The organism is Arthrobacter sp. ISL-48 (genome assembly GCF_018613805.1).
In the GTDB taxonomy this organism is placed as follows: Bacteria; Actinomycetota; Actinomycetes; order Actinomycetales; family Micrococcaceae; genus Arthrobacter.
Genome location: NZ_JAGGPL010000009.1, coordinates 133,512 through 153,130 on the forward strand (window position 1 = coordinate 133,512; position 19,619 = coordinate 153,130).

Annotated in this window: 20 protein-coding genes; 6 read left to right on the plus strand and 14 right to left on the minus strand. The window is 65.6% G+C overall.

Annotation, left to right across the window (positions count from 1 at the left end):
• Nucleotides 1-7 precede the first annotated feature (7 nt).
• Genes J7E83_RS11255 through J7E83_RS11265 form a run of 3 tightly spaced genes read right to left on the minus strand, consistent with a single transcriptional unit; the run spans nucleotide 8 to nucleotide 2,816 of the window.
• A complete protein-coding gene (locus tag J7E83_RS11255) occupies nucleotides 8-880 on the minus strand; it encodes a hypothetical protein (RefSeq protein WP_214962065.1) in 873 nt (290 codons plus the stop codon).
• A 59-nt stretch (nucleotides 881-939) separates the two neighbouring features.
• A complete protein-coding gene (locus J7E83_RS11260; RefSeq protein WP_214962067.1) occupies nucleotides 940-1,611 on the minus strand; it encodes a response regulator transcription factor in 672 nt (223 codons plus the stop codon).
• Complete coding sequence (locus J7E83_RS11265) at nucleotides 1,608-2,816, minus strand: sensor histidine kinase (protein WP_214962069.1); 1,209 nt, start codon at nucleotides 2,814-2,816, stop codon at nucleotides 1,608-1,610. The genes J7E83_RS11260 and J7E83_RS11265 overlap by 4 nt, the downstream gene beginning before the upstream one ends.
• 211 nt (nucleotides 2,817-3,027) lie before the next feature.
• On the opposite strand from J7E83_RS11265, the gene J7E83_RS11270 reads away from it, so the two are divergent.
• The 4 genes from J7E83_RS11270 to J7E83_RS11285 are packed head-to-tail and all read left to right on the plus strand — an operon-like array spanning nucleotide 3,028 to nucleotide 6,228.
• Nucleotides 3,028-3,438, plus strand: coding sequence for a molybdopterin-binding protein (locus J7E83_RS11270; RefSeq protein WP_214962070.1), 411 nt, complete (start codon nucleotides 3,028-3,030; stop codon nucleotides 3,436-3,438).
• A complete protein-coding gene (gene modA, locus J7E83_RS11275) occupies nucleotides 3,435-4,262 on the plus strand; it encodes a molybdate ABC transporter substrate-binding protein (protein WP_214962073.1) in 828 nt (275 codons plus the stop codon). The genes J7E83_RS11270 and modA overlap by 4 nt, the downstream gene beginning before the upstream one ends.
• On the plus strand, nucleotides 4,259-5,167 hold the full coding sequence (locus tag J7E83_RS11280) for an ABC transporter permease (RefSeq protein WP_214962074.1): 909 nt from the start codon (nucleotides 4,259-4,261) through the stop codon (nucleotides 5,165-5,167). Before modA ends, J7E83_RS11280 begins: the two co-directional genes overlap by 4 nt.
• Nucleotides 5,164-6,228, plus strand: coding sequence for a sulfate/molybdate ABC transporter ATP-binding protein (locus J7E83_RS11285; protein ID WP_214962076.1), 1,065 nt, complete (start codon nucleotides 5,164-5,166; stop codon nucleotides 6,226-6,228). The genes J7E83_RS11280 and J7E83_RS11285 overlap by 4 nt, the downstream gene beginning before the upstream one ends.
• Before the next feature lie 232 nt (nucleotides 6,229-6,460).
• Here the strand turns inward: J7E83_RS11285 and J7E83_RS11290 are convergent, their stop codons facing one another.
• On the minus strand, nucleotides 6,461-6,796 hold the full coding sequence (locus tag J7E83_RS11290) for a YciI family protein (protein ID WP_214962078.1): 336 nt from the start codon (nucleotides 6,794-6,796) through the stop codon (nucleotides 6,461-6,463).
• Nucleotides 6,797-7,034: 238 nt separating this feature from the next.
• Between J7E83_RS11290 and clpB the strand changes: the two genes are divergently transcribed.
• Nucleotides 7,035-9,692 carry an ATP-dependent chaperone ClpB gene (gene clpB, locus J7E83_RS11295; RefSeq protein ID WP_214962080.1) on the plus strand — a complete coding sequence of 886 codons (2,658 nt, stop codon included), beginning with the start codon at nucleotides 7,035-7,037 and terminating at the stop codon, nucleotides 9,690-9,692.
• Between the two features lie 59 nt (nucleotides 9,693-9,751).
• On the opposite strand, the gene J7E83_RS11300 is transcribed toward clpB, so the two are convergent.
• Nucleotides 9,752-10,261: a septum formation family protein gene (locus J7E83_RS11300; RefSeq protein WP_251043752.1), complete on the minus strand. Its 510-nt coding sequence runs from the start codon at nucleotides 10,259-10,261 to the stop codon at nucleotides 9,752-9,754.
• A 549-nt stretch (nucleotides 10,262-10,810) separates the two neighbouring features.
• Here J7E83_RS11300 and J7E83_RS11305 point away from each other — a divergent pair.
• Nucleotides 10,811-11,044 carry a DUF3073 domain-containing protein gene (locus tag J7E83_RS11305; RefSeq protein WP_214962253.1) on the plus strand — a complete coding sequence of 78 codons (234 nt, stop codon included), beginning with the start codon at nucleotides 10,811-10,813 and terminating at the stop codon, nucleotides 11,042-11,044.
• Nucleotides 11,045-11,321: 277 nt separating this feature from the next.
• Here the strand turns inward: J7E83_RS11305 and purM are convergent, their stop codons facing one another.
• From purM to J7E83_RS11350, 9 genes are all read right to left on the minus strand, one after another.
• Nucleotides 11,322-12,494 (minus strand): phosphoribosylformylglycinamidine cyclo-ligase, encoded by a 1,173-nt coding sequence (gene purM, locus J7E83_RS11310; RefSeq protein WP_214962081.1) that lies wholly within the window; start codon nucleotides 12,492-12,494, stop codon nucleotides 11,322-11,324.
• Complete coding sequence (gene purF / locus J7E83_RS11315; RefSeq protein WP_214962082.1) at nucleotides 12,491-14,170, minus strand: amidophosphoribosyltransferase; 1,680 nt, start codon at nucleotides 14,168-14,170, stop codon at nucleotides 12,491-12,493. Before purF ends, purM begins: the two co-directional genes overlap by 4 nt.
• 70 nt (nucleotides 14,171-14,240) lie before the next feature.
• Nucleotides 14,241-14,555 carry a hypothetical protein gene (locus J7E83_RS11320; RefSeq protein WP_214962083.1) on the minus strand — a complete coding sequence of 105 codons (315 nt, stop codon included), beginning with the start codon at nucleotides 14,553-14,555 and terminating at the stop codon, nucleotides 14,241-14,243.
• A 62-nt stretch (nucleotides 14,556-14,617) separates the two neighbouring features.
• The gene (uraH, locus tag J7E83_RS11325) at nucleotides 14,618-14,956 is read right to left on the minus strand and encodes a hydroxyisourate hydrolase (RefSeq protein ID WP_214962084.1); all 339 of its coding nucleotides are present in this window, start codon (nucleotides 14,954-14,956) and stop codon (nucleotides 14,618-14,620) included.
• Nucleotides 14,953-15,450 (minus strand): 2-oxo-4-hydroxy-4-carboxy-5-ureidoimidazoline decarboxylase, encoded by a 498-nt coding sequence (gene uraD / locus J7E83_RS11330; RefSeq protein ID WP_214962085.1) that lies wholly within the window; start codon nucleotides 15,448-15,450, stop codon nucleotides 14,953-14,955. The genes uraH and uraD overlap by 4 nt, the downstream gene beginning before the upstream one ends.
• Before the next feature lie 159 nt (nucleotides 15,451-15,609).
• Nucleotides 15,610-16,041, minus strand: a complete 432-nt coding sequence (locus tag J7E83_RS11335; RefSeq protein WP_214962087.1) for an ATP-binding protein — start codon at nucleotides 16,039-16,041, stop codon at nucleotides 15,610-15,612.
• On the minus strand, nucleotides 16,034-16,366 hold the full coding sequence (locus tag J7E83_RS11340) for an STAS domain-containing protein (protein WP_214962088.1): 333 nt from the start codon (nucleotides 16,364-16,366) through the stop codon (nucleotides 16,034-16,036). The genes J7E83_RS11335 and J7E83_RS11340 overlap by 8 nt, the downstream gene beginning before the upstream one ends.
• Nucleotides 16,356-18,323, minus strand: coding sequence for a glycosyltransferase family 2 protein (locus tag J7E83_RS11345; RefSeq protein WP_214962090.1), 1,968 nt, complete (start codon nucleotides 18,321-18,323; stop codon nucleotides 16,356-16,358). Before J7E83_RS11345 ends, J7E83_RS11340 begins: the two co-directional genes overlap by 11 nt.
• On the minus strand, nucleotides 18,320-19,432 hold the full coding sequence (locus tag J7E83_RS11350) for a PP2C family protein-serine/threonine phosphatase (protein WP_214962092.1): 1,113 nt from the start codon (nucleotides 19,430-19,432) through the stop codon (nucleotides 18,320-18,322). The genes J7E83_RS11345 and J7E83_RS11350 overlap by 4 nt, the downstream gene beginning before the upstream one ends.
• Between the last annotated feature and the right edge of the window lie 187 nt (nucleotides 19,433-19,619).

Here is a 19,619-nt window from a genome sequence, read left to right on the forward strand (position 1 = left end):
CTGGGGCTTACTTCGTGAAGTCGGCTGCCCTGGCCGCTGCCTGCTTCCGGATCTCGGTTACTTTCGCGATCTCCGGCTCCAGTTGCTGCATCCGGGTGGTGAGGTACTTGTCCAGCAGGGAGTCGAGTTGGCCATGGAAGTCGACCTGCTCGCGGCATGTTGCATCCGTGACCGCGATCTTGAACTCGTTCAGGCCGCCGGCCTTCACACCCGCAGACACGGCGTCCGCCGGGTTGCGGAAGTTGGCATAGGGCGAATCTGCCATGCAGTCCCTCCAGGAATCAATGGCCTTCTGGAACCCGGAATCGGACATGAGGCCACCGGCGGCGGAGTTTAGGGAATTAGCGGCGACGCCGGTAGCCAGGATGTAATTCTCCATGCTGCCGTAGATTGCCTTTGCCCCCTCCCCGCGGCAGCCCCCGCCGGACGTTCCCATACCGCTGCCGTCGTGCCGCACCATGTCCTCCTCCGGCCGAACGCCAGAGAGGGCGGCATTAAAGCCGGGATCCGCGAAAAGGGCGGCTTCAGGGGACCCCTCAGCCGGCTCGCCCGGTCCTGACTGCTGCAGCGAGGCATAGCCACTGGCCTTCGCCGTGGCCACGTCCAGGCGCTTGAAGCCGATGTTGCTGTTGAAATCCACTTGGTAGGCGTCAACGGGCGGCGCATAGTCATACCCGGCCGCAGCCATACATGCCCTGATGGCGGCGGCGCGTCCAGCTTCGGCGGCCGCGTCAGGGCTGGCGTAAGCCTGGGCCTGGGCGGTGATGCCGCTGATGGGCGTTCCCGAGGCCGCGATGGTGCCGCCCGGGACCGTCGAGGCAGCGAGTGCCGCCGTTGCCCCTACCGCGAGCAAGGCAAGTCCGATCAGTTTTTCTTTCATGGTTCTCCCCAATGGTTGGTGATAATGCAGTGGAACTTGTTCGGACTGAGAGCCCGAAGTCACTTGCCGAGCAGCCCGTTCTCGTAGGCATAGGCCACCAGTTGGATCCGGTTGCGGAGCTTGAGTTTGGCCAGGATGCTGCCCACGTGGGACTTCACCGTGGCCTCGCTCAGGACCAGGCCCGCTGCGATTTCGGCGTTACCTTGCCCGGCGGCTGCAAGCAGGAACACGTCCTTTTCCCGCGCGGAGAGGGCCGCCAGGGCTGCAGGATTTCCGGCCGACGGTGTGGTGTAGTCGCGGAGCAACTGGTTGGTGGCGTGGGGAGCCATCACGGCGTGTCCTGAGTGAACCGTGCGGATGGCTGCCAGCAGGAATTCAGGCGTGGCGTCCTTGGTCAGGAACCCCGCGGCACCGGCCTGGATGGCTCGGACCACAGCCTCATCGTGCTGGATGGTGGTGAGAACAATGACCTTCGGTGGCGTGCCGGAACCCGAGGCAATGGTGCGGGTCGCGGTGATCCCGTCCATGACGGGCATCCTGATATCCATCAGCATGATGTCAGGCCCGACGGCGGCTGCAAGTTCCACCGCCGCCGCACCGTCCTGGGCCTCACCGACGAAGTCCAGATCGGGCTGGCTTCGCAGGATCATCTTGAGGCCCGCGCTGAAGAGGGGCTGGTCATCCACCAGGGCAATCCGGATGGCCGGTGCTGCGGTGTCTGTTTCAGTCATGGCAGCAGAGCCTCCACATCGAACCGGTTCCCGGCGGTGACCGCCGTGAGCGAGCCGCCCACCGCCGCAGCACGTTCCTTCATTCCGTAGATGCCCCTGCCGGTACGTGCGCTGGGAGCTTCGCCGTCGTCGGATATCGCTGAACTGATGCGGACTGTCAAACCGCCTAAACCGCCTTTGCCGGGCCGGACCGAAACGGTGGCACCCTTGGACCTGTCACCGTGCCGGAAGGCATTGGTCAGGCTTTCCTGGATCACGCGGTAGGCCGTGAGTTCCTGCAGCGGCGTCACCCCGGGCGGCATTGCCGGGGCATCCACCATGACGGGCATTCCGCTTGCGGTGAACTGGTTAGCCAACGAACCCAACTGCCCAAGGGAAGGTGCCGGGGAAGCTGGGAGAGCCGATTCCCCCGGGGAGACGTTCTCCAGCATGTGGCGCGTTTCCACGAGTGCCGTGCGGGCAGCGGAGGCGATGATCAGGGCAGACTCCTCGACGGCGTCGGGTTCGGACCGGTGGATGTACCGGATCCCTTCGGCCTGGGCAGTGATGACGGTGAGCGAGTGGGCCAGGACATCATGGAGTTCGCGGGCGATCCGGTTACGTTCCTGTTCCACGGCGAGTTCTGTGGCTGTCTGCTGCAGGTCCGTCTCCGCCCGGAGCTGTGCCCGCCGGCTGCTGGAAGCATTGTTGGCCGCCAGCCCTGCGGCCCAGGCGGCAAGGTTGAACGCTGCGAAGGCGCCGAAGACCAGGAAGACGTAGGTGCCTGTCCGGAGTGTGCCGCGACCATAGAGCTGGGTGGGAAAAACGAAGTTGACCCACGTGGCGTCGCTGAACCAGTTGACGGTGACCAGACCGGCCGAGGCGACCGCGAACACCGGCAGCAGCCAGCGGTGACGGCCCCGGTAGCCCAGGCCCGCGAACAGGATGGCCAGTGGAACTGCGACGTAGCTGAGGACCCCGGACACCATGACTCCAGGAAGGATTTTGGTGCTCTGCAGCAGCAGGACGCAGGCTCCAAAAGCCAGCGCACCTAAGGGAATGAGCCGGGCCGCCGCAACGGCGGACAGCAGGGCAATCAACACAGCGCTGTCCCGGTTGAACCCGCGCTGCTCCAGGACGATGAGGGCCAGCAGTACTGCCAGCGCCGTGGCGGGGGCGACTGCCTGGCGTGCTGGCTGGGGGAGGCGCCTCAGGAGGGGGAACATGCTTCCACCCTAAGCGGGCCCCCGCCCCGAAATAGGCGGATCGGCAGGGTTTCAGCACCAAGGATGACGAAGTTCAACCGGGGTGATGAGACGGTGCCCATTCCTTTGTCCTTCGGCTCCGTAGGGCTGCCCGGTGACGGACGATGTGCCTCACTCCGTGGTGCGGTCCAAAGAGGCTCTGGTAGACGCAAATGCGGACTATAATCGGCGAATGCCCAGTATTCGCGTTTCCGAAGCGGCCAGCTTCCTCGGCGTTAGCGACGACACCATCCGCCGCTGGACCGAGAACGGCAGCCTGACCCCGGTCAAAGACGACGCCGGGCGGCTGGCTGTGGACGGGCTGGAGCTGGCCAGGCACGCGCAGAAGCTCGCACAGCTTCCCGACGATCCGCACCGGACCGGCAGCTCTGCCAGGAACAGGTTCGTGGGGTTGGTTACCGGCATCACCATGGACACGGTGATGGCCCAGGTGGAACTGCAGTGCGGGCCTTTCCGGGTGGTGTCGCTCATGAGCAGTGAGGCGGTCCGGGAGCTTGGCCTGGAGCTCGGGTCAGTGGCCACTGCCGTGGTCAAGGCCACCACCGTGATCATCGAAACGCGACAGGGAAAGGGCTCCGCATGAAGCCGACGCGAGGGTTCGCTAGGGCCAAGGTGGCAGCCACGGTCTCACTCCTGGCAGTGACGCTCGCCGGATGCGGCCCCGCAGGACAAGTAGACCAGAACGGCAACAAGGACGGCGGTGAGCCCGGAGCAGGAGGCACCGCCACCGGCACAGTTACCGTCTTCGCTGCCGCCTCGCTGAAGGCCGCCTTCACCGAGCTCGCCGGAAAGTTCGAGGCCAGCCATCCCGGAACCAAAGTCAGCCTGAGCTTTGCCGGCTCGGCAGACCTGGTCACACAGATCACCCAGGGCGCACCGGCGGACGTCTTCGCATCTGCAGATACCCGGAACATGGCCAAGCTCCAGGATTCCGGCCTAGTGGACGGCGAGCCCCGGGACTTCGCCACGAACACACTCACCATCGCGGTTCCGCCGGGCAACCCGGCCGGCATCGCCTCCTTCCGTGACCTGGCCAGGCCGGGCACCAAAGTGGTGGTCTGCGCCAGCCAGGTGCCCTGCGGTGCCGCCGCTGTGACGATCGAGCAGGAGACGGGCACCGCGCTGAGTCCGGTCAGCGAGGAATCCTCCGTCACTGATGTCCTGGGCAAAGTCGTTTCCGGGGAAGCCGACGCCGGCCTGGTCTATGTCACGGACGCCAAGAACGCAGGCAGCAAGGTGGAGTCCATCCCCTTTACGGAGGCAGCCAGGGCCGTAAACACGTACCCGATGGCCGCGGTGAAGGGCGCCAGGAACAAGCAGGCGGCTGAGGCTTTCCTGGAACTGGTAACGGGCAGCGAGGGTCAGGCAGCGCTGGGCAACGCCGGCTTCGGAGCCCCGCAGCAATGACTCCTGCCAGGAGCCGGACAGGTGCGGGTCCACAAGTCCCGAAGCCCCGCAAAGCCCTCGCCCACATTGGCATTCCTGCCTGGATCTATACGGTGGCCGCCGCGGGCGGGTTACTGGTCCTGCTCCCATTGATCGCCATGGTTGCCAGGGTCAACTGGCCGCAGTTCATCCCGCTGGTCACCTCGGACTCGTCCCTGACGGCCCTCGGCCTGAGCCTGCGCACGTCCGCAACCAGCACCGTCCTGTGCGTCATCCTGGGTGTTCCGCTTGCCCTGGTCCTTGCCCGCGCCAGCTTCCCGGGCCAGCGCGTCCTGAGGTCCCTGGTTCTGCTGCCGCTGGTGCTTCCGCCCGTGGTGGGGGGCATCGCCCTGCTCTACACCTTCGGCCGGCAAGGCCTCCTGGGCCGCAGCGTGGAGATGCTCGGCCTGCAGATAGCTTTCTCCACCACCGCCGTGGTGCTGGCCCAGACGTTTGTATCCCTTCCGTTCCTGGTGGTCAGCCTCGAAGGCGCCCTGAGGACAGCGGGCCCGAAGTACGAGGCCGTTGCCGCCACCCTCGGCGCGCGGCCCGGCACCGTCCTGCGCCGCGTCACCCTCCCGCTGGTATTGCCGGGCCTTGCCTCGGGCGCGGTACTGTCCTTCGCCCGCAGCCTCGGCGAGTTCGGCGCCACCCTCACCTTCGCCGGGAGCCTCCAGGGCGTGACCAGGACGTTGCCCCTGGAAATCTACCTGCAGCGGGAGACCGATGCGGATGCCGCCGTCGCCCTTTCCCTTGTCCTGGTGGCCGTATCCGTGACGGTGGTGGCGCTTGCCCACCGCGGCCCACGTCCTCCCGGCCGGGCAAGTGCGGCCGGCGGGGAGGGCGCGACGACGGCGGCACCTGCTTCTCGCGGGGGTGTCCTGTGACGTTTACGGTCCAGGCAGTCGTGGCGGACAGGGGCTTCGATGTGTCCCTTTCGCTTGGCCCTACTGAAACCGTGGCCGTCATGGGCCCCAACGGTGCGGGCAAATCCACGCTGCTTGCCGTCATTGCCGGGCTGCTCCACCCCGATTCGGGCAGGGCGGAGGTGGACGGCCGGGTCTTGTTCGACGTGGCTGGAGGGCGGGGACCATGGACACCGCCCCACCGCCGCGGCACCGCACTCCTGGCCCAGGAGCCGTTGCTTTTCCCCCATCTCAGCGCCCTGGACAATGTGGCCTTCGGGCCTAGGAGTGCGGGCACCCCGAAGCAGCAGGCCAGGGACTCGGCAAGCCGATGGCTGGCCGAGGTGGAAGCCGGGGAACTGGAGTCCCGCCGTCCCGTAGAGCTGTCCGGCGGCCAGAGCCAGCGCGTGGCCGTGGCCCGTGCGCTCGCCGCCGACCCCGGGCTCCTGCTCCTGGACGAGCCAATGGCCGCGCTGGATATCCATGCCGCTCCGCTACTCCGGCGGCTGCTCAAGCGTGTGCTCGCGGGCCGCCGTGCCATCATCATCACCCACGACATCCTGGATGCGCTCATCCTGGCGGACCGGGTGGTGATCCTTGAGAACGGCCGGATCAGCGAGGAAGGGCCCACCCGGGACGTGCTCCTGCGTCCGCGGAGCCGGTTTGCGGCAGGGCTGGCAGGGCTGAACTTCGTTGTCGGCACCATCACCGAACACGGACTGCAGGCAAGGGACCTTGCTGTCTACGGACAGCACGACGACCTTCCGGGGCCGCTCCCCATCGGGCAGCCGGGCGTGGCGGTGTTCCCGCCGTCGGCGGTTTCCGTTTTCATGGCGGAGGCGCACGGCTCCCCGCGGAACTCCTTCCCCGTCACCATCACAGATCTCGAACCCCATGGGGACAGGATTAGGGTCCGGGCCGGGGAAGGCGGGCAGTTGAGCGCCGACATCACACCGGAGTCTTCAGCCGACCTCGCACTGGTGCCCGGCATCGAGGTGTACTTCGTGATCAAGGCCGGTGCGGTGTCCATTTACCCGGGCTGATGTCATCCTGGATGGCCCGAAAACCAATTGACCGATGCTGTCATTTAACGTGACGTGCGTCACCCTTGCCGGTAATATCAGGGATGGACTGCCGCGCTTGCGCGTGGCCCACTACTGGAGCTGACCACGGCTCGCCGCGGATTCCTGCCGCCCCCGGGTCTACTTTCAGGAAGACACCCTGGCGGGCGGTTTATTGGGGGAGCCCCCCGCCAGGGACACTTGAAGTCGGGATCTACATCCCGGGGAGGTCAAGGGATTCGTACACCTGGATGCTGGCTCCCGGCATCATGAGGTGTGGGTGGCCCTCCAGGAGCGCCTGGGCGCCGCCAAGGTCCTCGGCCTGCAGAATGCCATAGCCGGCCACGTTGGTGTCAGTGTCAGAGGTGTCGGAAGAGGTGATCGCCCTGCCGGCACCGAGCGGAGTTCCCATGTCCAGGATGCCCTCTCCGGCGCGGTCCGCCCACTCCAGCCAGGCCTTCATGCCCTCCTGGGCGGCCTCCGGGGAGCTCTCGGCCATCTGCGCTTGTGCTGACTGCGGTGCGACGTAAAGAACCATAAATTTCTTCATTGCAATCCCGTCTCGAGTGCGCCGGGGAAGTGCTCCCCAGTCACCAATTGATCCTAGGGTGATCAACTGGTGGGCGATACAGTGCAAGGACCGCCCATGCGTGGCAACCACCGGAACCCGTGCGCTTTCCGGCAGTCCGGTTCGCTGTGGGCAAACAAGCAGCAAAAAATGGCGCACCCGCAAAGTTGAGCGTAGTAGACTCAACTTAACAAAATGTACATCCCGGAAGGAGCTCTCTTTGGACGTCAAATTCACCACCAAGAGCCAGGAGGCTCTTTCGGCAGCAGCCATGAATGCCTCCACGGCAGGAAATCCACAGGTGGAACCCGCCCACCTGCTCAAGGCCCTGATGGACCAGCGGGAGGGTGTCGCCGTCGCGCTTCTCCGCGCTACCGGGGCGGACCCGGACGCCGTTAGCGTCCAGGCCAGTACTGCAATCAAGGCACTGCCTGCAACGTCCGGCGGTTCCACGCAGCAGGCCCAGCTTTCCAGGCCGGCGCTGCAGGCAATCCAGAACGCCAAGAACGAAGCGGACAGGCTGGGTGACACGTTCGTCTCCACGGAAGTCCTGCTGCTGGGGCTCTCCACCGGCAGCGACGCCGTCGGGCGGTTGCTGCGTGATGCCGGTGCCTCCCACGAGGCGCTGCTCGCCGCACTGCCGGGGGTCCGTGGGGACCGTAAGGTCGACAGCCCCGATCCGGAAAACACCTTCCAGTCGCTGGAGAAGTTCGGCACTGACCTGACGGCGATGGCGCGGGCAGGCAAGCTGGACCCCGTGATCGGCCGCGATAACGAGATCCGGCGGATCATCCAGGTGCTGAGCCGTCGCACCAAGAACAATCCCGTGATCATCGGTGAGCCCGGCGTGGGGAAGACGGCCGTGGTCGAAGGCCTGGCCCAGCGGATCGTCGCCGGTGACGTCCCGGAAAGCTTGCGGGGCAAGACCTTGATTGCCCTGGACCTCGCGTCCATGGTCGCCGGAGCCAAGTACCGCGGCGAGTTTGAGGAGCGGCTCAAGGCCGTTTTGGAAGAGATCAAGAACTCCGAAGGCCAGATTGTCACCTTCATCGACGAGATCCACACGGTGGTGGGCGCGGGCGCGACGGGTGAATCCTCGATGGACGCCGGCAATATGCTCAAGCCCATGCTGGCCCGCGGCGAGCTGCGGCTGATCGGTGCCACCACCCTGGACGAGTACCGCGAGAACATCGAGAAGGACCCTGCCCTGGAACGCCGCTTCCAGCAGGTGTATGTGGGCGAGCCCAGCGTTGATGACACCATTGGCATCCTGCGCGGCCTCAAGGAACGCTACGAGGCCCATCACAAGGTGACCATTTCGGACTCCGCGCTAGTGGCCGCCGCAACCCTTTCCAACCGTTACATCTCGGGCCGCCAGCTGCCGGACAAGGCCATCGACCTGGTGGATGAGGCCGCCTCCCGGCTCCGGATGGAGATCGATTCCGCCCCGGAGGAGATCGACCAGCTCCGGCGCGCCGTGGACCGCCTCACTATGGAGGAACTGGCGCTCGAAAACGAGACGGACCCCGGCTCGGTGGAGCGCCTCGCCGCGCTCCGGGAGGACAAAGCGGACAAGAACGAGGAACTGGCCGCGCTCAACGCGCGCTGGGAAGCCGAGAAGGCCGGGCTGAACCGGGTGGGTGACCTGAAGGCCAAACTGGACGAGCTGCGTTCCACCGCGGATAAGGCCCAACGCGAAGGGGACCTGGAGACGGCGTCGCGGGTCCTGTATGGCGAGATTCCTGCCTTGGAACGCGAGTTGAATGCCGCCGCCGCCGCCGAGGAAGCGGTGACGGACAAGTCCGGCCAGATGGTGGCCGAGCAGGTCACGGCCGATGACATCGCCGAGGTCATCTCCGCCTGGACCGGCATTCCTGCCGGCCGCATGCTGCAGGGCGAAAGCCAGAAGCTGCTGCACATGGAGGAGGAGCTCGGGAGGCGGCTGATCGGCCAGTCCAGGGCAGTGGCAGCCGTGTCGGACGCCGTCCGCCGTGCACGCGCCGGCATCAGCGATCCCAACCGTCCCACGGGCTCGTTCCTGTTCCTGGGCCCCACGGGTGTGGGCAAGACCGAACTGGCCAAGGCCCTGGCCGATTTCCTCTTCGACGACGAACGCGCCATGGTGCGGATCGACATGTCCGAATACGGCGAGAAGCACTCGGTGGCGCGGTTGGTCGGGGCTCCTCCGGGCTACGTCGGCTACGAGGAAGGCGGCCAGCTGACCGAGGCCGTCCGGCGCCGACCGTACTCCGTAATCCTCCTGGACGAGGTGGAGAAGGCCCATCCTGAGGTCTTTGACATCCTTTTGCAGGTGCTCGACGACGGCCGCCTCACCGACGGCCAGGGCCGCACTGTGGACTTCCGCAACGCCATCCTGGTGCTGACCTCAAACCTGGGCAGCCAGTTCCTGGTGGACCAGGGCCTGGACGCGCAGGCCAAGCGGGACGCCGTAATGGCCACCGTGAACAACGCGTTCAAGCCGGAGTTCCTGAACCGTTTGGACGAAGTGGTCCTCTTCGACGCCCTGACAGTGGAAGAACTGGCAAAGATCGTGGAACTGCAGGTGGCCGAGCTGGGCAAGAGGCTGTACGAGCGCAGGCTCACCCTTGAGGTGACCGATGGGGCGCGCGCCTGGCTGGCCATGTCCGGTTTCGACCCCGCCTACGGTGCCCGGCCGCTGCGCCGGCTGGTGCAGCGGGAGATCGGTGACCGGCTGGCCAAGGCCATCCTGGCCGGGGACATCGCTGACGGTGACACCGTGCTGGTCAATACCGCCGCCGACGTCGACGAACTCACCATCGAGGGGCTCGAGGCACTGGCCGGACCCGACGGCGGCGCTCCCGCCGGCGCCGGGTTATCGGTACGGCGGAAGGACTAGGCGGCCCGTCGGTCGGCCCGCTGGGGCGGTGGGGTACGCGTTCTTCGCGGTGTACGCCACTAGGGAAGCACGCTGGCGTTGATGACGTTCCCGCCGGCGGCCGTGACGTAGCAGTCCACGCGCCGGTCACCGGAATCCCAACTGGTGCTGCTGGGGTAGGTCCGCTCGAAGTTCAGGGTGTAGTCGTTGGCCGCCGGGGCCAGCCTGGCGGCCTGGCAGGCTTCCAGTGCCTTCGCCTTGAGGGCATCAGCGCCGGGGTAGGAGTCAGCGGCCGGATAGCGGTAGATGGCCACCAGCTGGGCCGAATGGCCGGTCTCGCACGCCACGATCGTTGACTTCAGGGACTCCGGCTGGAAATCCTTGAAGCAGTCACCCAATCGGAAGTCCGGGGGCGCCACACCTTCGCGGGGCAGCGGCAAAGGCGTTGCCAGCGGTGTGGGTGACGTTTCCACCACACCGGTTGCAGCGCCGTCGCCCGTTCCGGTGCTCTGTCCACTGGAGGTGAGCCATACGGCGAACCAGACCAGGAAGCCCACAACCCCCAGGATGACCACTGCAAGGGCGGCCATGAGCGCCCTCCGCCCACCCGGACGGGGCTTCCGAGGGGCAAAACGGGGCTTCCTGGCCGGAGCATGCGTCTCCGGGGCCGGAGGCTGAACGGGAAAGGGTGGTTTGCCGGAGCGTTCTGGCGCCGCTCCTGACTCCCCCGGCGGAGCAGACGGCACGTGCGGGAGGCTGGCTGTTGGCGGTGAGGGAGGCTTGGGCGGCACGGGGTGATGGCGCCGGCCGACGGGAGTGTCCGGACCTTCGGCCGGTGGCTGGTCCGGGATGTCCTGATGGTTCACTAGGATGCACCCTCCTGCGTTCTCTCCGCATCGAGCACCCGGTCCGTCGACCGGGATCAGCAGTTGTTGAAGAAACTCTACCGAACAAAAAAGCTGGGAACCCTGCAGCCGGCGGCCGGAATGGTGCCGACATGAGGTTCAGGGCAGATGCTGGCGAGCAGGTGCCGCCGAAAGCATGTAATCTAGGTGTACGACAAATTGACCAAACATTCCGGGGCCTCACCGATAGCCAAGGTGACCACCTCCGGTCCAAGTACAAAAGGGGGTCACGCCATGGGGCGCGGCCGTCAAAAGGCAAAAGCTACCAAGCAGGCTCGGGACATCAAGTACTACTCCCCGAACACTGACTACACGGCACTTCAGCGCGAGCTGACGGGTCCGGGCAGTCGTGCCACGAGCCATTTCGCGAATGAACCGGTTGAACCGGATTATTCGGCTTATGTGGATAAGTACGCGGACGATTTGGAAGAAGACGACGACGAGGTAGACACCCGTCGGATCGGCTAGTTGTCGCACGCCGGTGTGGCCGTAAGGCGCCCTGAACCGTGACGCCGCAGTACGTTCGAATGCCGCAGTTTGTTCGTCAGTACAGCGCTTCTTTTCAGCACCCTGGATCCAGTCGGAGCCAAGGGGCTATCTCAGTTACCAGGCCCGTTGCCTGCGCCGGAAACCCGGTGCAGGCAGCGGGCTTTTTCTTTCCTAAACCACATCGAGTGCTCCATAACCGCCGTTTTCAAGGTTCAAAAGGGCGCTTACGGAGCACTCGATGGTGCTTCGGGAAAGACTAGGCGTAGGCGTTGACCAGTCGGACGGCGCCGCCGTCGACGCCCTTGGCGCCCTGGATGTAATCCGGGCCGGACTTAAGGATGGAATCCGAATCCGCTGTGACCGTACCCATCACCCAGGACGGGAGTCCGCGGTCGTTGAGCCGGGCCACGGCAGCGTCTGCCGCTTCGGGGGACACGATGGCCACCATGCCCACCCCCAGGTTCAGGGTGCGTTCCAGGTCGGCCAACGGGACGTTGCCCAGTTCGGAGACGAGCTTGAAGATGGCCGGCAACTCCCACGTGGCGCGGTCCACAGTGGCCACCAGCCCCTGCGGGAGCACACGGGCAAGGTTTGCGGCGAGGCCACCACCGGTGACGTGGCTAAAGCCGTGGACGGCTTTCCCCCCTGCGGCAGATGCGCTCACCGGGAACATGCGGGCCAGGTCCAGGCAGTCGGCTGCGTAGACGCGGGTGGGCTCCAGCAGTTCCTCGCCCAGGGTCCTGCCCAGTTCTGAGACCTGGCGGTCCAGTGCCCAGCCGGCGTGGTTGATGACGCGGCGGACAAGGGAGTAGCCGTTGGAGTGCAAACCGGAGGACGCCATGCCGATCACCACGTCGCCGGCCCGGACACGGTCCGGGCCCAGCAGGGCGTCGGCTTCGACGACGCCGGTGGCGGCACCGGCGACGTCGTATTCGTGCTCGCCCAGCAGGCCCGGGTGCTCGGCGGTTTCCCCGCCCACCAGGGCAGTTCCGGCAACCGAGCAGGCCGCGGCGATGCCCCGGACGATGTCCGCGATCCGCTCGGGAACAACCTTGCCGCAGGCGATGTAATCAGTCATGTAAAGCGGCTCTGCGCCAACCACCACAATGTCGTCCACGACCATGCCCACCAGATCAAAGCCGATGGTGTCGTGGATGTCCATGGCCTGCGCGATAGCAACCTTAGTGCCCACGCCGTCAGTGGACGTGGCCAGGAGCGGGCGCTTGTACGTGAGAAGCCGTGAGACGTCATAGAGCCCCGCGAAGCCGCCAACGCCGCCGATCACGGACGAGTTGTGGGTGGCCTTGACCGCACCCTTCATCAGTTCAACGGCGAGGTCGCCGGCTTCGACGTCGACGCCGGCGGAGGCATACGTGATCCCTGCAGCGTTTCCTGACGGGGTGCCGGCGGTGGGGGTTGCGGAAGTCATACGGACTCTTTCTTGTCAGCGCCGGTGGTGGCGGCGTGTACGTCTGGCACAAGGTCGGCTTCGGTCAGCAGGTTCTCGAACTCAGCGTCAGGTCCGGGATCGCACCCGGTGGCACCCGCCTTCTCCGCCGGATCCTCGTCATCAAGGGAGGACACAGCCAGGGCCGCGGTGGCGCCGGGAAGGGCCGACGGCGACGGCGCCAGGCCGCCAAGGTCGGTACGTTCCAGCAAGTTCTTTCCCAGCTTGTCTGAGCCGGGCAACTCGATCGGGTACTTGCCGGTGAAGCAGGCGGTGCAGAGGCGTTCGCGCGGCTGCCGGGTGGCGTCGATCATGCCGTCTTCGGAGATATAGGCGAGCGAATCGGCGCCGATGGCCTGGGTAATTTCATCTATGGTGGCGCCGTTGGCGATCAGTTCCGCCCGGGAGGCGAAGTCGATGCCGTAGAAGCACGGCCACTTGACCGGCGGGGAGGAAATCTTAATGTGGACGCTCGCGGCACCGGCTTCCCTGAGCATCCGCACGATGGCGCGCTGGGTGTTGCCACGGACGATCGAATCGTCCACCACGACGACGCGCTTGCCGCGGATGACGGATTCCAGGGCGTTGAGCTTGAGCCGGATACCCAGCTGGCGGAGCGTCTGGGAAGGCTGGATGAACGTGCGGCCCACGTAGGAATTCTTGACGAAGCCGTGGGCGAACGGGATCCCGGATTCCTCGGCGTAGCCCACGGCGGCCGGGGTGCCGGATTCCGGGACAGGGATGACGATGTCCGCTTCCTGCGTGTTTTCGCGAGCCAGCTGGCGGCCCATCTCCACGCGGGATTCGTAGACGGACCGGCCTGCGATGGCGGCATCCGGGCGGGCGAGGTACACGTACTCGAATACGCAGCCTGCCGGCGTCGGCTCTGCGAAGCGCTGGGAGCGCACCCCGTCCTCGTCGATGGCGATGAATTCGCCCGGCTCAATTTCGCGGATGAAGCTGGCGCCTACGGTGGCCAGGGCGGACTGCTCAGACGCGACCACCCAGCCACGTTCCAGCCTGCCCAGGACCAGTGGACGGATGCCGTAGGTGTCACGTGCCGCATAAAGGGTGCCCTCGTCCATGAAGACGAAGCAGAAGCCGCCCTTGATTTTGGGCAACAGCTCAAGGGCTGTCTGCTCGAGGGACTTGCCCTCCTCGCCTTCCAGCAGAGCCGTCACCAGGGCGGTGTCAGAGGTGTTGCCCTGCTTCATTTCCCCGCTGAGCTGGCCGCCGTTGCGTTCCAGGATCATGGAATTGAGTTCCGCGGTGTTGGTCAGGTTGCCGTTGTGAGCCAGGGCCACAGTGCCGGTGCTGGTGGCGCCGAGCGTTGGCTGGGCGTTGGCCCAGTGGCTGGCTCCGGTGGTGGAGTAGCGGCAGTGTCCCACGGCCAGGTGCCCGGTCAGGGTGTTCAGCGTGGTCTCGTCGAAGACCTGGGAGACAAGTCCCATGTCCTTGTAGACGTTGATCCGCTTGCCGTCGCTGGTGGCAATACCAGCCGACTCCTGACCGCGGTGCTGCAGTGCATACAGCCCGTAGTAGGTGAGTTTTGCTACTTCTTCACCTGGTGCCCAGACCCCGAAAACGCCGCAAGCGTCCTGAGGGCCTTTTTCGCCAGGGAGAAGATCATGAGAAAGTTTTCCATCGCCGCGTGCCACTGGTCGATTATCTCACGATATGGGGTAAGACTTTTCCGCCGGAGGGTTTGTGACTGCGCCGCTGACGGGACTAGGGCTGCTCGCCGATGTCTGGTTCGGACTCCGGGACGGCTTCGACCACCGCCACCTTGGAGCGCTTCACGCTGAGCCTGTCCAGGACGAGGGCAACAACCGCGCCGAGAATTGCGCCGGCCGCGCCGAACATGACCAGGAAGAATCCGAACACCGAGCCCCTGTCGAAGCTGGCGTCCCCCGGCAGCCCGTACGCAACCACGGCTGCCGTGGCTACGCCGACCAGGCCGCCCAGGACGAGGAACGGCACATACCTGGGTGCCCGGCGGACGGTGACCTCGCGGCGTTCAGCCGGGGTTTCTTCAACAGACATGCCATCCAGCCTACCCGTGGGCGGCCAGGGCGCCGTCCTGTCAGCCAGCCAGAAATTAGCGTCTAGCTGCCGCGGTACGTGGAGTAGGCGAACGGGCTCAGCAGCAGCGGCACGTGGTAGTGCTCGTCGCCGGTTACCTCGAAGACCAGATCCACCTCCGGGAAGAAGGTTGCGGTACCCAGGCCGGCGTAGTAGTCGCCGGTGCCGAAGTTGAGCCTGTAGCGCCCCGGAGCCAGCTGCCCGGGGCCCAGGTCCTTCGCGCGGCCGTCGGCGTCAGTGGCCGAGCGGGCAAGTTCACGCCAGCTGCCGCCGTCGTTCTGGTAGAGCACGACGGCGACCTCCGCCGCCGGGCGTCCGGCGCCGGTGTCCAGGACATGGGTGGTGACGTGGGAAACGCTCATTCGCCGATCACTCCTTCCAGCCGCAGTACGGCAATTTCGCGCAGCTGCTGGGCCACTATGGTGTCTTCCTCGGCAGGGGAGTGGGCAAGGCGCTCGGTGAGTGCATCCAGTATTTCCGGCGCCGTACGCCCTGCAGCTCGGATCAGGAACACCCTGCCGAACTTTTCCTCGTAGTCCCGGTTGCCCTGGGCCAGCGCCTGAGCCATCTCGGCGTCGGTTGTATTGACAGCGGACTGTTCGGAGCGGGACATTGAGGCCTCTGCGGTGCCGGCTGCGGGCCTTTCACCGATCCGCGGATGGTGCGCCATGGCCGCCTCGACCTCGGCGGCCGTGAACGGTTCGGCGGCTTCCGCCGCAAAAGCCAGCAGTGCCCGCCTCGACGGAAAGGGCCGGGCGGCCGAAATTGCATCCACCCAGCGCCACACATCGAGGCAAGGTTTAAGGACGGTGGCGGCCCGGGCGGGGTCCGCGCTGTTGAATTCGGCAAGCTTCATGCTGCTGCTTCCTCGCGTTGCTGCTGCTGGCATCCATGGTGACGGCTATGCGGAGGGCCGGCTCCCGGCACTTCCCGCCCGTGAGGCGACAGAAAGCTTCCGCATCATGGAACTGTTATTTCAGCATATGTAATAGTGAAGCCGATGGCATGTACGGTGTCAAGGCGCTGAAGCGCTCGGCGTCCGCGACAGGACCCAGGTGTTGGTGGCGTCCTGACGTTCGAACGTCACGGTGGTCACCAGCGCCTGGATGAGTGCCAGTCCGCGGCCGGACTCCGAGTCATCGTCCGCGGAAACTGGCTCCATGGGCCCGAACGGAGGTTTGGCGTGGAAGGCGCTGACGCGGGCCTGGAGGAGTGCGGCGTGGACGCTGATCTCTACCCCCAGCTCCACGGGCAATGCCGTGGCAGGTTCGGCGTGCTGGACGATGTTGGACGCCGCCTCGATTACTGCGGTGGTAAACGTCATCTGGTCGATATCCTGGACGATCGGCGCATCCTGCCACAGGCCATCGAGCTCGTCGTGGACCAATTCGATGGCCTCGGAGGTAGCCAGCCCGCGGAAGCTGCGGCGGGCCAGGACGTCAGTCATGGCTGAACGCCTCCTCCGCTGAGGCGTAGGACGTGAGAACACGGTCCATGCTGGTCAGCTCAAGCACCATCTTCACCTGCGGCTGCACAGCCGCGATCCGAAGGTCTCCGCCGGCCTGTCGCGCTGCTTTGAGGCAGCCGATCAGCGCTCCGAGGCCCGAGGAATCCATGAAGGCCGTGTTCTCCAGGTTGACCACTATCCTGCTGGAGCCGCCGGCGATGACGTCCGTGACGAACTCGCGGAGCTTCGGTGCGGATACCATGTTCAGCCGCCCGTTTGCCTTCACCTCCGCGTACGAGTCTTTGATTTCGTAGCTAAACTCCACCGGATTTCCTCTCTTGCGGCTTCGACTCCACAACGGACTCAAACCCTTTGTAGCGAACGGCCCGTAGCAGGACGCTCATGACCGCCAAGTCAAAAATAACCCACGCCACGTTGATCAGCGTGCCAAGCGGTTCCGCCAGTCCCGCGGCCAGGCGGACAAGGCCGACGACGGCGGCAGCCGCCAGCAGGACCGCCACCACGATCTGGGGTCGGATCAGGCTCCAGGAGGGTCCTCCGCTTTGGCGGGCTTTGGGGGTGACAGCGAACCCCAGCGGGCGCCCGAACCACACATTCCGGGCCGCCGTCGAGCAGGCCTTGATCCACGTGGGGAACAGCGCAAGGCTGTACTGCTGGCCGCGCCATGTACTGATGCCCCGGCCGGCCACGGCGAACAGCAGCTGGTTCACGATCATGAAGGGCACGAAGCGGATGAAAAAGTCCGTGCTCAGGCTGGCCACCGGCAGGATGCCCAGCAGCAGGTAGATGATGGGCGCCGCGAAGTAGATGACGGCAGCGTACCCACTCAAGTAGGTCCACATCGTGGCGAAGTACATGAGTCGCTGGCCCAGTTTGAGGCCACGCTGGACCAACGGGTTCTCCCGGAGCATCACCTGGATGGTCCCCTGCGCCCAGCGGAGCCGTTGGGTCAGCATGGTCTTGAGGTCCTCCGGAGCCAGGCCGTAGGCGAGGATCTCGTGGTGGTAGACGCTTTCCCAGCCCATCGCGTGCATGCGCATGGCCGTGGCCATGTCCTCCGTGACTGAGATGGTGGCCAGGGGCATGACTGGCTGTGCCTCGTCGTTGCGCTCCACGGACAGTGCATCCAGGACCGCCTGTACGGATTCGAGGGCTCCCAGCGGGGACCAGTCCCGGGCAGACATCCGTTTCACGGCGTCATCGGCCACCACCGGGACGCCGGCCTCGCCGACATGCGCCAACTCCATGGCTGCGATTTCTTCCAGGTCCGCCTGCAGTGCCGAAACGTCGGCCATCACCAGTGCCTGGACGGCCTGGTCCACGCGGCGGCGCACCCGGTAGGTGATCTCACCCAACGGTCCGCCGTCGTCCATCTGCCGCTGGGCTTCGAGTGTGGCGGCTTCCACCTCGTCAAGGACCCTGGCGATCAATGGCGACTCACGGTCCGCCGATTTCCTGGCGTGCCGGATGGCGGAGCGGGAGGCGGCCAGCGCCCGCCGGATGCTCTTCTCCGTCTCCTTGACGTACCCCACCAGGCCCAGCTGCATCAGGGCCTCACGTCGCAGGATGGCGTTTGAACCGCAGAAGAACGCCGCATTCCAGCCGTCCTTGCCCTGCTGGATGGGTCCGTAGAACAAAGGCGCCTGGCTGCCGAGGGGGTCATCCGCAGGGACATTGTTGAAGTATTGAGGAGTCTGGACCAGTGCCACACGGCGGTTGTTGAAGTAGCCCACCGTCTTCTCCAGGATGTCCGGCTCGGGGACCTGGTCCGCGTCCAGGATCAGGAGGAACTCGCCGTGGGTGACCATCAGGGCGTTGTTCAGGTTGCCCGCCTTGGCGTGCCTGGGCCGGTCCGTCCAGTCCTCGCCGCGGGTCACGTAGCCCAGGCCGTGCTGTTCCGCGAGGGTTTTGAGTTCAGGCCGTGCGCCGTCGTCCAGGATCCAGGTGCTGTGCGGGTGCCGGATCCGCTGGGCGGCCCGGGCGGTGGCCAACACCATGTCCAGGGGCTCGTTGTAGGTGGTGATGAACACATCAACCGTGGCGTCGTGAGGTGCTTCCGGCGCTCCCTTGCGAAGCTTCAGCTTCCATACGGTCATGCCGAACAGCATGACGTCGATGAGGCTGTAGGTTTCCGCCAGCACCAAGGGGACGGAGATCCACCAGGCATCCCAGTTGAGCGAGGCGGTCCAGCGCCAGGACACGTAGTTGAGGCCCAGGATGGCAGTCAGCACCACGATCAGTCGGGTCCAAAAGCGGGTCATGCCACGGCTTGGTCCCGCAGCCGACGCACCACCACGGCGGTGACATCGTCCTCGGCTGTGTCCGCTGGGGCCAGGGACAGGATGGCGTCGCTGGCGGCCCGCGCGGACTTCTGGCCATGGGTGGCGAGCAGTACAGCTTCGGTGAATGCCTCCACGGAGTCAAAGACATCCAGCACGCCGTCGCTCACCACCACGAGCGCGTCGCCCGGAGCCAGCGTAAGGGTCGACTGCGGCCACGTGGACCCGGCCCAGGCACCGACGGGAGGACCGCCGGAGGGAAGCCGCCGTACCGTTCCACCGGCCTGCACGTGCAGGGCAAGCCCGTGACCGGCGTCGACATAGTTCACCGTGCCGGATGCAGCATCCAGGCGGGCATGGAAAAGGGTGACGAACGAGCTGGATGAATCCAGGTCCGTGGCGATGGCCGTACTGGCGGCAGTGAAAGCTCCATCCAGGTCCTCGCGCCGGCTTGTGGAGCGCATCACGGCGCGTACAGTGGCCGCGATGAGGGCTGCGCCCATGCCTTTGCCCATTGCATCGGCGAACGTCAGGTGCAGGCCGTCCGGGCTCCGGTACCAGTCGTAGAAATCCCCGCCCACGTTGCGGGACGGGCGGAAGGCGCCGGCGAGGTCGTAGCCGTCTACCCGGACGTCTTCCTTGGGCAGGAGGCTTTGTTGCACTTCGGTGGCGCGCTCCAGGTCATTCGCGACCGCCGAGTCCACTGGCCGGGATTGCCGGCGCCGGAAGAGGGCATTGATCCTGGACTGCAGCTCCTTCGGGCTGAAGGGCTTGCTGATGTAGTCGTCGGCGCCGTTGTCCAGTCCCGCGAGCTTGTCCAGTTCGTCGGTGCGCGCTGTGAGCATAACAATGAAGGCGTCGGAGAATTCGCGCAGGAGTCTGCAGACTTCCAAGCCGTCCAGGTCGGGGAGGTTCAGGTCCAGGGTGACCAGATCCGGCCTGGCGCGGCGGACTTCCTCAATCCCAGGCAGGCCTGCGCCTGCCTGCGTGACCTCGAAACCCTGCTTGGCCAGGACATGCACCAGCAGGCCCCTGATGTCGGGATCGTCCTCGATCACTACGGCTCGGCGAGTTTCAGAGATAGACGACATGCTCTATTAACTACCGTATTTACAGCTGCTGTCACATACTTGCCACGGGACGGGGACTTAAAGCTCCGCTCGGCCTTCGCCAGCGGCGGAAGCACGCTTTGCCCGTCGGCGGATCTATTGACACCCGTTGCGAGGACTGCCATATTTTCAGTACGCGTCATTTGCATCACGTTGCGTATTACGCAAT

Bases quoted from the DNA above. Each gene is read 5' to 3' on its own strand.
- J7E83_RS11255 (WP_214962065.1), bottom strand. From the start codon at position 880: ATGAAAGAAAAACTGATCGGACTTGCCTTGCTCGCGGTAGGGGCAACG.
- J7E83_RS11260 (WP_214962067.1), bottom strand. From the start codon at position 1,611: ATGACTGAAACAGACACCGCAGCACCGGCCATCCGGATTGCCCTGGTG.
- J7E83_RS11265 (WP_214962069.1), bottom strand. From the start codon at position 2,816: ATGTTCCCCCTCCTGAGGCGCCTCCCCCAGCCAGCACGCCAGGCAGTC.
- J7E83_RS11270 (WP_214962070.1), top strand. From the start codon at position 3,028: ATGCCCAGTATTCGCGTTTCCGAAGCGGCCAGCTTCCTCGGCGTTAGC.
- modA (WP_214962073.1), top strand. From the start codon at position 3,435: ATGAAGCCGACGCGAGGGTTCGCTAGGGCCAAGGTGGCAGCCACGGTC.
- J7E83_RS11280 (WP_214962074.1), top strand. From the start codon at position 4,259: ATGACTCCTGCCAGGAGCCGGACAGGTGCGGGTCCACAAGTCCCGAAG.
- J7E83_RS11290 (WP_214962078.1), bottom strand. From the start codon at position 6,796: ATGAAGAAATTTATGGTTCTTTACGTCGCACCGCAGTCAGCACAAGCG.
- J7E83_RS11300 (WP_251043752.1), bottom strand. From the start codon at position 10,261: ATGGCCGCCCTTGCAGTGGTCATCCTGGGGGTTGTGGGCTTCCTGGTC.
- J7E83_RS11305 (WP_214962253.1), top strand. From the start codon at position 10,811: ATGGGGCGCGGCCGTCAAAAGGCAAAAGCTACCAAGCAGGCTCGGGAC.
- purM (WP_214962081.1), bottom strand. From the start codon at position 12,494: ATGACTTCCGCAACCCCCACCGCCGGCACCCCGTCAGGAAACGCTGCA.
- J7E83_RS11320 (WP_214962083.1), bottom strand. From the start codon at position 14,555: ATGTCTGTTGAAGAAACCCCGGCTGAACGCCGCGAGGTCACCGTCCGC.
- uraH (WP_214962084.1), bottom strand. From the start codon at position 14,956: ATGAGCGTTTCCCACGTCACCACCCATGTCCTGGACACCGGCGCCGGA.
- uraD (WP_214962085.1), bottom strand. From the start codon at position 15,450: ATGAAGCTTGCCGAATTCAACAGCGCGGACCCCGCCCGGGCCGCCACC.
- J7E83_RS11335 (WP_214962087.1), bottom strand. From the start codon at position 16,041: ATGACTGACGTCCTGGCCCGCCGCAGCTTCCGCGGGCTGGCTACCTCC.
- J7E83_RS11345 (WP_214962090.1), bottom strand. From the start codon at position 18,323: ATGACCCGCTTTTGGACCCGACTGATCGTGGTGCTGACTGCCATCCTG.
- J7E83_RS11350 (WP_214962092.1), bottom strand. From the start codon at position 19,432: ATGTCGTCTATCTCTGAAACTCGCCGAGCCGTAGTGATCGAGGACGAT.